The sequence below is a fragment of the Sphingomonas sp. CFBP9019 genome, from assembly GCF_034045155.1.
Taxonomy (GTDB): Bacteria; Pseudomonadota; Alphaproteobacteria; order Sphingomonadales; family Sphingomonadaceae; genus Sphingomonas; species Sphingomonas aerolata.
In genome coordinates this window covers 704,711-718,119 of record NZ_JAXCWK010000004.1, presented here as the reverse complement: position 1 = coordinate 718,119, position 13,409 = coordinate 704,711, and the positions used below count along the sequence as shown (strand labels likewise).

The 13,409-nt window shown below is 70.0% G+C and carries 12 protein-coding genes and 1 riboswitch; of the genes, 9 read left to right on the top strand and 3 right to left on the bottom strand.

Annotation, left to right across the window (positions count from 1 at the left end; all coding sequences use genetic code 11):
• From SOM18_RS15105 to SOM18_RS15065, 9 genes are all read left to right on the top strand, one after another.
• On the top strand, positions 1 to 2,211 hold a 2,211-nt coding region (locus SOM18_RS15105; protein ID WP_320481912.1), incomplete at its 5' end, for a chromosome segregation protein.
• 47 nt (positions 2,212 to 2,258) lie between these two features.
• On the top strand, positions 2,259 to 2,444 hold the full coding sequence (locus SOM18_RS15100; RefSeq protein ID WP_031394247.1) for a hypothetical protein: 186 nt from the start codon (positions 2,259 to 2,261) through the stop codon (positions 2,442 to 2,444).
• Positions 2,445 to 2,505: 61 nt separating this feature from the next.
• Positions 2,506 to 3,750 (top strand): putative DNA modification/repair radical SAM protein, encoded by a 1,245-nt coding sequence (locus tag SOM18_RS15095; RefSeq protein WP_031441721.1) that lies wholly within the window; start codon positions 2,506 to 2,508, stop codon positions 3,748 to 3,750.
• Positions 3,751 to 3,813: 63 nt separating this feature from the next.
• Complete coding sequence (locus SOM18_RS15090) at positions 3,814 to 4,725, top strand: HNH endonuclease (RefSeq protein ID WP_031441722.1); 912 nt, start codon at positions 3,814 to 3,816, stop codon at positions 4,723 to 4,725.
• A 98-nt stretch (positions 4,726 to 4,823) separates the two neighbouring features.
• Positions 4,824 to 5,102, top strand: a complete 279-nt coding sequence (locus tag SOM18_RS15085; protein ID WP_042467721.1) for a hypothetical protein — start codon at positions 4,824 to 4,826, stop codon at positions 5,100 to 5,102.
• The gene (locus tag SOM18_RS15080) at positions 5,099 to 5,539 is read left to right on the top strand and encodes a periplasmic heavy metal sensor (RefSeq protein ID WP_031441723.1); all 441 of its coding nucleotides are present in this window, start codon (positions 5,099 to 5,101) and stop codon (positions 5,537 to 5,539) included. The genes SOM18_RS15085 and SOM18_RS15080 overlap by 4 nt, the downstream gene beginning before the upstream one ends.
• Positions 5,536 to 6,141, top strand: coding sequence for an RNA polymerase sigma factor (locus SOM18_RS15075; RefSeq protein ID WP_414712123.1), 606 nt, complete (start codon positions 5,536 to 5,538; stop codon positions 6,139 to 6,141). The genes SOM18_RS15080 and SOM18_RS15075 overlap by 4 nt, the downstream gene beginning before the upstream one ends.
• Before the next feature lie 80 nt (positions 6,142 to 6,221).
• On the top strand, positions 6,222 to 8,015 hold the full coding sequence (locus SOM18_RS15070; protein WP_320481911.1) for a copper resistance system multicopper oxidase: 1,794 nt from the start codon (positions 6,222 to 6,224) through the stop codon (positions 8,013 to 8,015).
• Positions 8,012 to 9,181, top strand: a complete 1,170-nt coding sequence (locus tag SOM18_RS15065) for a copper resistance protein B (protein WP_320481910.1) — start codon at positions 8,012 to 8,014, stop codon at positions 9,179 to 9,181. Before SOM18_RS15070 ends, SOM18_RS15065 begins: the two co-directional genes overlap by 4 nt.
• Here the strand turns inward: SOM18_RS15065 and pnuC are convergent.
• The 3 genes from pnuC to SOM18_RS15050 are packed head-to-tail and all read right to left on the bottom strand — an operon-like array spanning position 9,112 to position 13,204.
• Positions 9,112 to 9,729, bottom strand: a complete 618-nt coding sequence (gene pnuC, locus SOM18_RS15060; RefSeq protein ID WP_042467024.1) for a nicotinamide riboside transporter PnuC — start codon at positions 9,727 to 9,729, stop codon at positions 9,112 to 9,114. The two genes, SOM18_RS15065 and pnuC, sit on opposite strands and share 70 nt — an antisense overlap.
• Complete coding sequence (locus SOM18_RS15055) at positions 9,726 to 10,877, bottom strand: phosphotransferase enzyme family protein (protein WP_414712129.1); 1,152 nt, start codon at positions 10,875 to 10,877, stop codon at positions 9,726 to 9,728. The genes pnuC and SOM18_RS15055 overlap by 4 nt, the downstream gene beginning before the upstream one ends.
• Before the next feature lie 14 nt (positions 10,878 to 10,891).
• Complete coding sequence (locus SOM18_RS15050) at positions 10,892 to 13,204, bottom strand: TonB-dependent receptor (RefSeq protein ID WP_414712128.1); 2,313 nt, start codon at positions 13,202 to 13,204, stop codon at positions 10,892 to 10,894.
• Between the two features lie 70 nt (positions 13,205 to 13,274).
• Positions 13,275 to 13,363: riboswitch (TPP riboswitch) on the bottom strand.
• Positions 13,364 to 13,409: the final 46 nt, after the last annotated feature.

Below are 13,409 nucleotides of genomic sequence, written 5' to 3'. Positions count from 1 at the left end.
GCCGCCGCGCTCGCTGCCGCGCGCACCCGCGCCGATCGCGCCGCACGCGACGCGGCGCAGATCGAGGCGGCGCACCGCGCACTCGGCGATTCCGCCCCGCTCGAGGCGGATCGCGCCGCCGCCGCCGAGGCGCGTCTCGCCGCGCTGGAGGACGCCGCCGCCGCCCGCCACGCGCTCGCGCAGGCCGATAGCGACGAACGCGCCGCAAGTGGTTTGCGCGATGCCGCCGAGACCGCGCGCGCCACCGCCCGCGCCGAACTCGCAGCACTCGACAGCGAGGCTGCCGCGCTCACCCGCGCGACCCAGCGCAGCGGCCGCGACCGGCTGCTCGACCATGTCACCGCCATGCCGGGGTTGGAGCGCGCGCTCGCCGCCGCGCTCGGCGACGATCTGGATACCGACCCCGCCGCCTGGGCCGGCGCGGCGCCCGCGCCCGGTGATCCCGCGCGCCCGTCCGGCACCACCGCGCTTGCCGCCGACGTCGACGCACCCGCCTCCCTCGCGCGCCGGCTCGCCCAGGTCTTCGTCACCGACCGTGACGACGGCCAGCCGCTCGCGGTCGGCCAGCGCCTCGTCACCTGCGACGGCGTGTTGCGCCGCTGGGACGGCTTCGTCGCACAGGGCAGCGGCGCCGCGGCCGCCGAGCGGCTCGAACGGCGCAATCGCCTGCACGCGCTGGAGGCCGCGCGCCCCGCCGCCGCTGCCACTCTCGCCACGCACGAAGTGGCGCGCACCGCGATCGACCAACGGATCGCCGCGCACCGCCACGCTGCGCACGACGCTCGCGCACGCCTGTCCGCGGCCGAGACCCGCATCCGTGACGCGCAGCGCAGCGAAGATCGCGCCGTCGCCGCGCTTGAACGCCGCGCCGGACAGCGTGCCGATCTCGATCAGCGCGCGCACCGCGTCCATGCCGAACAGGCCGATGCCGCCGCGGAGCTCGCCGCCGCCGAGGCCGCGGCCGCGGCACTGCCCGACGGCCGCGCCAGCGCCGACGCGGTCGCGACGCTCCACCGCGACGCCGAGGGCCGCCGCGGCGCGGTCGCACAGGCGCGCAGCGACCGCGCCGCGCAGGACCGGCTGCGCGCCGAAACGCGCGAACGCCTCGCCGCCGCACAGGCCGATATCCGCAGCTGGCGTGCGCGTGCCGGCGAAGCCGCAACCCGCATCACCGCCTTGGACCGCCGCGCCCGCGACGTCGCCGCCGATGCAGAGGCACTCGCGGACCGTCCCGCCACCCTCGATGCCGCGATCGCCACGCTCGATACCGAGCACACCGCCGCGCGCGCCGACGCCGACACGCTCCAGACCGCCGAACGCGCCGCCGAAGCCGCGCTTCGCACCGCCGACGACGCGCATCGCCGCGCGGCCGAAGCGCTCGCCGAGGCACGCGAGCACCGCGCCGGCGCGCTCGTCCGTGTCGACACACAGGAGCAGCAGCGCCGCGAACTAGGGCGGCTGTCGGGCGAGCGTTTCGCCTGCCCCGCCCCCGTCCTGCCCGAACGCCTCGACTTCGCGGCCGCCGATGTCCGCACCCCTGCGGACGAGAGCCGCGCACAGGACCGCCTGACCGCCGAGCGCGAGCGGATCGGCGCGGTCAACCTCGTCGCCGACCAAGAGCTCGCCGCACTCGAAACCGAGGCGGTCGGCAATGCGGCCGACCGCGACGAGCTGGGTCAGGCGGTCCACCGGCTGCGCGGCTCGATCGGCACGCTCAACCGCGAGGGGCGACAGCGGTTGCTCGCGGCGTTCGAGACGGTGAACGGCCATTTCCAGCGGCTGTTCGCAACGCTGTTCAATGGCGGCAGCGCGCATCTCGAGCTCGTCGATTCGGACGATCCGCTCGAGGCGGGGCTCGAGATCCTCGCCCAGCCCCCCGGCAAGCGGCTCCAGTCGCTGACGCTGTTGTCGGGCGGCGAGCAGGCGCTGACCGCGGTCGCACTCATCTTCGCGCTGTTCCTGACCAATCCCGCGCCGATCTGCGTGCTCGACGAGGTCGACGCGCCGCTCGACGACGCCAATATCGACCGCTTCTGCGACCTGCTCGACCGGATGGCGCGCGACACCGCCACGCGCTACCTCGTCGTCACGCACAATGCGGTCACGATGAGCCGCATGCACCGGCTGTTCGGCGTGACGATGATCGAACCCGGGGTCAGTCGCCTCGTCTCGGTCGATCTGCAGGCCGCCACCATCCTCGTCGCGGCATAAAGGCGTCACCCGCTGCGAAACGCGAGCAATCGCGCTATAATGGTCGGATGTTCCTCGACGACTCGACGATCTGGCCGCGCAAGGACGATCTTCCGCCGCGCAAGCCCGCCTTCCGCCATGAGAAGGCGCTCAGCCGCATGCTCCTCGTCTATGCGCTCGCGTTGATGCTCCTCCCGATCAGCCTCGGCAGCTTCGTCGACATCATCCGCTACGTCGCTGGCCTGTTTGGATAATCCCCCGGACAGTTGATCCGCATCAATCGACAGGCATCTGTGCGGAACGTAAGATGAACGCATGGCCCAGCTCGACACCCGTGAGAAACTCGAGATCCTGGCCGATGCCGCGAAGTACGACGCATCCTGCGCGTCGTCGGGCACAGCCAAGCGCAATTCGAAGGACGGCAAGGGGCTCGGCTCGACCGAGGGCATGGGGATCTGTCATGCCTATGCGCCCGATGGCCGCTGCATCTCGCTGCTCAAGATCCTGCTGACCAACAGCTGCATCTTCGACTGCCATTACTGCATCAACCGCAAGAGCTCGAACGTCCGCCGCGCGCGCTTCACCGCCAAGGAGGTCGTCGACCTGACGATAGCCTTTTACAAGCGCAACTATATCGAGGGGCTGTTCCTCTCCTCGGGGATCATCGCCTCGTCCAACTACACGATGGAGCAGATGGTCGAGGTCGCGCGCAGCTTGCGCGAGGATCATCATTTCCGCGGCTATATTCACCTCAAGACGATCCCCGACGCCGATCCCGAGCTCGTCCATCAGGCGGGACTCTATGCCGATCGCCTGTCGATCAACGTCGAGCTGCCGACCGCAGGCGGGCTCAAGCGGCTCGCCCCCGAGAAGGACGGCGTCCGGATCGAGACCGCGATGCGCGAGGTCAAGGCCTCGATCGTCGACGGCAAGGACGCCAAGGCCAAGTACAAGTCCGCGCCGCGTTTCGCCCCCGCGGGCCAGTCGACGCAGATGATCGTCGGCGCCGATGCCGCGACCGATGGCGACATCGTCCGCAAGGCCTCGACGCTGTACGACCGGTTCGGTCTTCGCCGCGTCTATTATTCGGCGTTCAGCCCGATCCCCGACGCCAGTGCGGTGCTCCCGCTGCAGCGCCCGCCGCTGATGCGCGAACACCGGCTCTATCAGTCCGACTGGCTGATGCGCTTCTACGAATTCCAGCCGCACGAGGTCGTCGCCGCGGCGGATGATGCAACGGGCATGCTTCCGCTCGACATCGATCCGAAACTGGCCTGGGCGCTGAAGTTCCGCGGGTCGTTCCCGGTCGACGTCAATCGTGCCCCGCGCGAGATGCTGCTCCGCGTCCCCGGGCTCGGCGTAAAGGCGGTCAACGGCATCCTGACCAGCCGCCGCTGGCGCCGCCTCCACCTTGCCGATGTCGCGCGGCTGACCGTGTCGGTCGCGAAGATCCGCCCGTTCATCATCGCCGAGGACTGGCGCCCGGTCGCGCTGTCCGACCGCGCCGAGCTCCGCCCGATCGTCGCGCCGAAGCCACGCCAGATGGAAATGTTCGCCTGATCCTCTGGTCGGGGCGTGCGCTGTCGTGGCTGGTGGATCGGGAGTGATGCGCTAAGGTCAGCAATGGCCTTTGGCGTATTCATTCACCGCTCGGACGCGATCTACGACGACAGCCCGGCCGAACGATACCAGTTCCCCGCCCAGTATCTGAGCCGTGCGCAGCCCAGTATCGGCGACTGGATCCTCTATTACGAACCCCGCAAGGTCGCGGCCACGCGCGGCTATTTCGCGGTCGCCAAGGTCGAGCGGATCATCCCCGATCCGTCGACGGCGGCCATGTTTCTCGCGCTGATCGAACCCGGCTCCTATCTAGATTTTGCCACCCCCGTGCCCTTTTCTGGCGCCGACGGTCCAGTCGAACGCGGCGTTCTCAACGATCAGGGGCGGATATCCGGCCGTGCCCAGTCCGCCGTGCGCCCGATCTCGCCTGCCGACTTCAACCGCATCGTCACGCTCGGCCTCGACGACGAGACCCCGCTGCTGCCGCGCACCGGCGATGCCGTGGCCGACACGGTGGACGTTGGCCATTGGCATGAGGAGCGCAGCCCGTTCCTGATCGAGGGCGATCGTCCGCGCATCGCCAGCCTCACCTCCCGGATCGTCCGCGACCGGATTTTCCGCCGCACCGTCCTGCGCGCCTATGACGAACGCTGCGCGATCACCGGGCTGAAGCTGATCAACGGCGGCGGCCGCGCCGAGGTCGAGGCGGCGCATATCCGCCCGGTCGAGGCGAACGGCCCCGATATCGTCAGCAACGGGCTCGCGCTGTCGGGCACCGCGCACTGGATGTTCGATCGCGGGCTGTTGTCGCTCGCCGATGATCTCGCCATCCTCGTATCGCGCCAGGCCAATGATCCCGACACGATCCGCGGGGTCGTCAACGCGAGCGGCTATGCCACCGCGCCGGCCCGCGCCGCCGATCGGCCGCACCCCCATTTCCTGCAATGGCACCGCGCGCACTGCTTCAAGCACTAGCGGCGACACGGCGGCGGCAACCCATTCTCGCCAGCGGGCAAAAATCATGCGGGATCGCGCGCGGCGGTGCGTATGTCTGGATGCAGAGGGAGCGGACGATGCAGGATCCTGTCGATGAAGGACTGACCCGGCTGGCGGCGATGCCGGTGCCGCGTGCGCTTGATGGCGTCGAAGCGTCGGTGTTCGACGCCATCGCGGAGAATGCGCGCAGTCGGCACACCAGCCTCCTGGTCGGGCGGTGGTCGGTCGGTACCGCGCTGGTGCTGGGACTGATCGGCGGGGCGGCACCGATCGGCCATGGCGCGCCTGCGCAGGCGTCGATCCCGATCGGAATCGACGGCGCGCTTGCCCCCTCGACCTTGCTGCTCGGGCAATGACGTCCGCGGTCCGGCGCGCGGCACCGACGATCGTCCTCGCCTTCCTCGCGGCGATCGCCGGGGTGTTTATCGGCGGCTGGATCCGGACGCCGGGCGCAGCGCACGGCACCGAACTCCACACGCTGCTCCACCGCGACGTGGTGCTCGACGCCCCGCAGGAGGCGGCGCTCGACCGGCTCGAGGCCGAGTTCGCGGTCCGCCGCGCGGCCCTGGAAGCGGAGCTGCGCGCCGACAATGTCCGTCTCGCCGCCGCGATCGAGCGCGAACATGCCAATGGCCCCGCGGTCGCCGCCGCGGTCGACCGGTCGCACCGGACGATGGGCGCGCTGCAAAAGGCGACGCTCGCGCATGTCTTTGCAATGCGCGGCGTGATGCGCGCCGACCAGACCGCGGCGTTCGATCGGGTCGTCGTGCAGGCGCTGACCCCCGCGCATTGATCCCGCCCCGCCCCGACAGGACCGCGCGCCGCACGAGCATCGATCTCGATGCCTATGACGACGCCGCGCTGGTCGCCGCGCATCTCGCCGGGCCCGCGGCGGACCGGCAGGCGGCGTTCACGGCACTGATGCGGCGGCACAAACAGCCGCTCTACCGCCTGATCCTCGCGCAGATCGGCGATCCCGACGAGGCGCTCGATTTGTTGCAGGACAGCTTTGTCGCGGCGCACGCCGCGCTGTCCCGCTATGACCGCGACCGGTCGCTGCGCGCATGGCTCGCGCGGATCGCGATCAACAAATGCCGCGACTGGCACCGTCGCCGCCGCGTCCGCCATATGCTCGCCCGCGTGTTGCCGATCGAGGCGGGCGAGCGGGTCGCGGACGGGGCGGCGGATACGGAGACGCACGCGATCGGTCGCGACGACCTCGCCCGCACGCTGGCCGATATCGCGCGGCTGCCGGCCCCGCTGCGCGAGCCGCTGCTGCTGTGCACGATCCACGAGCTGAGCCAGGCAGAGGCCGCGCAGGCGCTGGGGATCAGCGCAAAGGCGGTCGAGACCCGGATCCGCCGCGCGCGCGCCGCGCTCGCCGCCGCGGCCTGATTTGTCTAACGTCATGAGGGGCAAGCCGATCGGCGGCGTATGACCTGACAGACGTGACCGCTCCCGGCCCGAGGATCCGCATGACCCGACCGACCCGCCGCCAATTCCTCCGCGACGCCACGCTTGGCGGCGGCGCGCTCGCGCTGCCCGGGTTGCCCGCCTGGGCCCAGCCCGTGTCCGCCGGGATCGCGACACCGCTGTCGGTGCTGTCCGGCACCGATATCGCGCTGACCGTTGCGCATGTGACGCGGACGATCGACGGCACGCGCAGCCACGCGATCGGCATCAACGGCACCAGCCCTGCGCCGCTGATCCGGCTGAAACAGGGGCAGCAGGTCCGGCTGTCGGTGACCAACAGCCTCGACGAGGAGACGTCGATCCACTGGCACGGACTGCTCGTGCCGTTCCAGATGGACGGTGTGCCCGGGATCAGCTTTCCCGGCATCCCGGCGCGAACCACCTTCACCTACGACTTCCCCGTCGTGCAGGCGGGGACCTATTGGTATCACAGCCATTCGGGGCTGCAGGAGCAGATGGGGCATTACGGCCCGATCGTGATCGACCCCGAAGGTCCCGATCCGATCATGTCGGACCGCGAACATGTGATCGTCCTGTCGGATCACAGCCCGCTTCACCCGCACGCCATCTTCCGCAGGCTGAAGCTCCAAGGCGGCTATTTCAACTATCAGAAGCAGACGCTCGGCGGCCTGCTCGCGGGCCGGGACCAGCCGGCGGGCGAACGGCGGATGTGGGGCGGGATGCGGATGGACCCGACCGACGTGTCCGACGTGACGGGCGCGACCTATACCTATCTCGTCAACGGGCATGGCCCCGCGGACAACTGGACCGCGCTGTTCACGCCCGGCGAGCGCGTCCGCCTACGCATCATCAACGCCTCGGCGATGACCAATTTCAACGTCCGTATTCCGGGACTGAAGATGACGGTCGTGCAGGCCGATGGCCAGAACGTGCGCCCCGTCGCGGTCGACGAGTTCCAGATCGCGGTCGCCGAAACCTATGACGTGATCGTCGAACCCGCCGCGCCCGTCGCCCACACGCTCGTCGCCGAGGCCTGGGACCGGTCCGGCATGGCGCGCGCCACGCTCGCGCCGCGCGTCGGGATGGTCGCTGCGGTTCCTGCGCTGCGCAGACGCCCGCTCGCGACGATGAAGGACATGGGCATGGGCGACATGGCCGCGATGGATCATGGCGCGATGGGCGGCATGGCGGGGATGAACCACGGCGCAATGCCGGGCATGGACAAGCCCGCGCAGGCTCCCGCCGGCGATGCACCGATGCCGGCCATGAGCCACAGCATGCGCGACTTTGCCAACGCGCCGGGCCTGCCCAGAACGCCGACCGTGCAGACCGTCGCGCCGATGCCGATGGATCGCACCGGCGAGCCGCCGCAGGGCCTGAACGACACCGGTCACACCGTGCTGGTGTACCGCGATCTCGTCGCGCTCGACCGCAATCCCGACCTGCGCGCGCCGACGCGGCAGCTGCAGATCCACCTGACCGGCAACATGGAACGCTATATGTGGGCGTTCGACGGCGTGAAGCTGAACGAGGTCAAGGCGCCGATCCCGTTCCGCCAGGGCGAACGCGTCCGCGTCACCCTGATCAACGACACGATGATGGCGCACCCGATCCATCTGCATGGCCATTTCTTCGAGCTGGTGACCGGGCACGGCGATCATGCGCCGCGCAAGCACACGATCAACGTCGCCCCCGGTGGCACCGCGACCTTCGACCTCACCGCCGATGCGGTCGGCGACTGGGCGTTCCATTGCCACATGCTCTACCACATGCACGCGGGCATGATGCAGGTCGTCACCGTCCGCCCCGACAGCGAAGCGGGAGCAGCGGCATGAAGACGCTCGCTCTCTTCCTCGCGACCGTCACCGCCACGCCCGCCGCGGCGCAGATGCACGAGATGCACGGAATGAAGATGCCCGGCATGACGATGCCCGCCAAACCCGCGCCCAGAAAGCCCGCACCAAAAAGGCCGGCACCCAAAAAGACCGCCCCGGCAAAACCCGCGGCACGCAAGGCGACGCCGGCGCGGGCGCGCGCTGCGAAGCCCGCCGCATCGGCGATGCCGGCGATGGACATGTCCCCGACCGCCGCCTGCACGGCCGAGCATGCCGCAATGGGCCACTGCCAACCGGCCGCCGGCGCGATCACGCCCCCGCCAGCCATGCCAGACGCCGCCTGCTCGCCCGAACACGCCGCGATGGGCCATTGCACCCCGGCCGCGTCTGACGGTCCCGCCGCCCCGGCGGGCACGGACCAGCCCGCGGGCACCGCACCGCCCCCCGCGCCGCCGACCACGCTCGCGGCGGCGCGCTTCTACGATCCCGCAACGATGGCGAAGGCCAACCGGATGATGCGCGACGAGCATGGCGGCATGCGCTTCAGCCAGATCCTCTTCAACCTCGCCGAGGTGCAGGTACGCAGCGGTCGCGACGGCTATCGCTGGGACGGCGCGGGCTGGTTCGGCGGCGATATCGACCGGCTGGTCGTCAAGACCGAAGGCGAAGGCGGTTTCGGCGACCGGGTCGAGGCCGCCGAAGTGCAGGCGCTCTATTCGCGCGCGCTCGATCCGTACTGGAACCTGCAAGCCGGCGTCCGCCAGGATCTCGGCGCAGGCGCCAAACGAACCTATGCCGCGCTCGGGGTCGAAGGCCTGGCGCCCTATTGGTTCGACGTCGAGGGCACGCTGTTCCTGTCCGACAAGGGCGACGTGCTGGCGCGTGCGGAGGCCTGGTACGACCAGCGCATCACCCAGCGCGCGATCCTCCAGCCGCGTGTCGAGCTGAACCTCGCCGCGCAGGACATGCCCGGCAGCCGGATCGGCGCGGGGCTGTCCACCGCCGAACTCGGCCTGCGGCTACGCTACGAGATCCGCCGCGAACTCGCGCCCTATGTCGGGCTGTCCTGGGAACGGCGCTACGGCGCCACCGCGCGTTATGCGCGCAGGGATGGTGATAGGACGGGCGGGGTCTCGCTCGCGCTCGGTGTGCGCGCCTGGTTCTGACGCGCCGCCTGCCACTGCCGATAGCCCAACAGCGCGAGCAGGATCATCGCCGCATAGAGCCCCGCGGTCAGCATCAGCCCCTTCGCGACGAACATCCCGACATAGACGATGTCGACGACGATCCACAGCAGCCAGCTCGCACTGTGCCGCCGCGCGGTCCAATATTGCGCGACCAGGCTGAAGCTGCTCAGCGTCGCATCGATCCAGGGCAGCGCCGCGTCGGTATAGCGGCTCATGACGAACCCGATTCCCATCGCGGCACCCGCACCGGTGCAAAGCCCCGCCAGCGCGGGGATCGGCCGTAGCGGCACGACGGCGACGTCACCCGCATCCTGCCGCCCGCGCGTCCAGTTGCGCCACCCATAGACCAGCGCGCCCGCGAACACCGCCTGCAGCATCATGTCCGCATAGAGCCGCACGTCGAGGAACAGCTTGAAGTACAGCGCACAGGCCAGCAAGTTGACCGGCCAGCACCACAGCCGCCGCACCGCGGTCAGCCAGATGCCGAGGAAACTGACCGCGACCGCGGCGATCTCGAGCGTCGTCACGCGCCGCTCTCCGCATCGGCGATCCCGCGGAGGAAGTCCTGCCCCGGTTCGGACAGGAACCACGCCGCATGGCCGATCAGATAGCCGTCCCAGGCCAGCGCCGCCGCGCTCATGTCGCCGAGCACCCCTGCGAAATACGCGACCTCCGACAGGGCGAATTCGAGATGCACCAGCGGCAGCAGCCGGACGAGCGTCGCCCCGTCCTCCGCACCGAACGCGGTCGTCGCCGCATAGCCCGCCAGCAGCGCACACGCCGCCTCGGGCTGGCCGATCGTGGCGTCCGCGCCCTGCCCGAGCGCCAGCCAGGCGACACCGCTGCGTTCGAGCGCGATCGCCAGGTCGTGCAGCGCGCAGGTCCGGTCCGCCAGCCCGAAATCGATGACGGTCCGCACGTCCTCCTCCTGCCAGAGCAGGTTGGAGGGATGCCAGTCATTATGCGTCCACAAGGCCGGCTGCGCGGCGAGCCGTGGCTGCAACCCGTCGCCGAGCGCGCTGAACAGCGATGTGAGCTCGCGCCGCCACGGCCGCGGGGCGAGGAAGGCGGCGAGCGCCGGCCGCGCCGCGACATAGCGTTCCGCCGCCGCGATCGGGTCGGGATCGGGCAGGATGGTGAAGCTCGCGACCAGCGGTTGCGGCACGCGCGCGGGCGCGTCGAACCCCTGCGACGCGCGGTGCAGCCGCGCCAGCGCAACGCCCGCCGCCCGCGCCTGCGCCAGCGACAGGAACGGCGTCCAGGACGGCCGGTCGCGATACAGGTCGACGCCGGGGGCCTTGCGATGCAGTTCATAGGTCCAGTCGCCGCGGGCCAGCGCGCCGCTATCGCTGGCGGCGAGCCTCATGATCTCGGGCACCGCAATGTGCGGGCGCAGGTGCGCGATGAACCGGTGTTCCGCGCCGAGCTGATCGGGCGTCCGCATCCGGCGATGATGCCGCTTGAGCAGGAACATCCCCTGCCCGGTCTCGATCAGCGCCGCCGCGGAGAAGGGCCGCGGCGAATGCCAGTGCACGCGCTCGAGCGGACCGGCGGCCGGGAACTGCGCGACCACGGTCGCGGCTTCCTCGGCGGTGATTGCCGGCCAGCTCGGTGCGGCCATGTCGGTACCCATCCCGTGGACCAGATGCGCCGCCGGCGAGCCCGCGCCGATCATCGCGCCCGCACCGGTCACAGGCCGCGCGAGATGGTCGCCATGACGGCCGCACCACTCCCGACATAATAGGTCGGCGCAGATCCCGCGATCAGCGTCCCGCCGCGCCCGATCACGTCACGCGCATTGGTCGAGACCGACTGCACGCCCGCCAGCACGCGCGGATCGGTCACGTTGATCGCGTTCAGCCGCAGGTCGGTCCGCTTGCCGTCGAGCATCGACGCCAGATGCACGCCGACCGACAGGTCGAGCGTCGCATAGCCCTTAATGCTCTCGTCGTTGACGAACGTCGCATATTGCCGGCCGACATATTTGACCGCGACACTGCCGAACAACCGTCCGTCGTCATAGGTCCCGCCGCCACCGACCTGGACGGTCGGGCTCGAGACCGCATGCCGGCCGCGGGTCGGCAGATAGTCGTCGCCGACCGGCAAGTCGTCGCTGATCCGCGCGCGCAGATATTCGCCCGAGACATAGACGCTGACGCCGCGCGCCGGGCGGTAATCGATCTCGGCATCGATCCCGTAGGAGCTCTGCCCCCCGGCATTCAGCGTCGAATTGACCAGCGCGCCGCCGCTATTGATGACCGTCGCCAGCTGGCGGTTTCGGAAATCATAATGGAACCCCGTCACCGATGCGGACAGCGCTGTACCGATATAGCGATAGCCCAGCTCCTGCGAGACCGCATATTCGTTCTTCAGCGCGGTCGTCCCCGCGCTGACCAGCGCACCGCCCGCATAGCTGTCGTAGAGCGTGAACTCGTTCGGCGTGCGGAAGTTCGTCGTGATGTTGGCGAACAGCTGCTGCCGGTCGTCGATCTCGTAATGCACCGCCGCCCGCGGCAGCGCGGCGAAGCTGTCGAGGCGGACGCGGTCCTGCGGCCCGGGCAGGTAGTTGCGCCCGCTGCGCAGCACGTTGACGCCCTTGAACCCGATATCGACCGCAAGACGCGGGGTCAGCGTGACATGGTCGGCCAGGAACGCCGCCTTGGTCACCGTCACGGTCCGCTGGTTCTCATAGGCGAGCAACCGGCCGTCCGCGGTCCGGATCGCCTTTGCGCGATACCCCCAGCGATCGGCCGGTGCGCCGTCGGCGCCGACCGCGGTGTAGGACTGGACGACGCGGTCGGTGCCGTGATCGAACCACAGCCCCGCGGTCAGCCGGTGGATGCCGCGCTCGATTGTCAGCGTGTTGACCGTGCCCACGCGGCGCTGGTCGCCGGTATAATTGCCCAGCACCGTCGCGACCCCGTCGACCGCACCCGGCAGCGCGATCGGATCGGCGAGCGGCTCGATGCCGAGGAAATTGCCGGTCGTGCCGAGCTGCGTCCCATAGGGCGAATTGCCGTAGCCGAACTGCAGATAGCTGGTGCTGTCGAGCGTTACCCCTGCGCCCAGCGCCAGATGCACCGGCGCCGACGCATAGAGGTTGCGGAACGGCGCGCGGTACAGCCGCCAGTAATTGGTGTTGCCCGCGCTGTACCGCGCATCGAAGTTGAAATCGCGTCCCTGCGCGCGCCATTCGGCGAGCGTCGGGCTGCGATAGGTCGACGAGTTCGCGTCGTTGAACGACAGCGCCAGGCTCGCGCGGTTGCCGTTGCCCCATTCGCCGAGCAGCTTGGCATCGACATGCTGGCGCGTGTCATGGCCGGCACCGCGCCAGTTGTTCGCGCGCGTGTTCGAATAAGAGACGAAGGCCCGCAGCCCCGTCTGGCCGATCCGTCCGCTATCGAGCCGGACGAAGCCGCGCCGCGCCGCATAGGATCCGATCGACAGGTCGACGAGCCCGCGCGGCGCCGCACTCGGATCGTCGAGCCAGAGCGACAGCGACCCGCCCGCACCGCCCAGCGTCGGCGACGCGATATCGACCGCGCCCTGCGCCAGCGCGATGCGCTGCAGATTCTCGGTATCAGCGAACTGCGAGGGATAGGCGTAATAATAGCCAATGTCGTTCTGCGGCGCGCCCTCCATCGTCACGCCGATCTCGTCCTGCCCCAGCCCGCGCAACGTCAGGCTCGAACTGGTCGACAGACCGTAAGGATCACTCGACGCGACGGTCGCGCCGGGCAGGAGATTGACCAGCTGGAACGCGTTGAGCGTCGGCGCCTGCTTGGTGATGAACGCCGCGGCGATCGCGCTCTCGGACTTGGGCACCGTCTGGTCGGGGAGCAGCCCCTCGGGATCGAGAAGACCGACGACGCGGATATCGACCGGGTCGGCGCCGTCCCGCGCATCCGCCCGCGTCTGCGCGCCGGCGGGGGCGAAGGCCACCACAGCAGCAAGTGCCGCTGCCAGCGCGCTGCATGCAACACGGGGCGGCCGGCCCGTCATCAGGTCAAATCGAAGGATCATCACGGTCTTGCGTCCACTCCACACGGAGGGACGACGGACGCGCCGCCAGCCCTCCCTACGCCGGTATCAACCGGATCAGGTTCAGCGGGTCATGGGCTGCAGCCCACCTCTCAGCCGCGCGTCAGCGGCCCCCCGGGGAGCGCGCCGTCTAGGCGGTTCGGTCCGCCGGCGATAGCGTTATTGC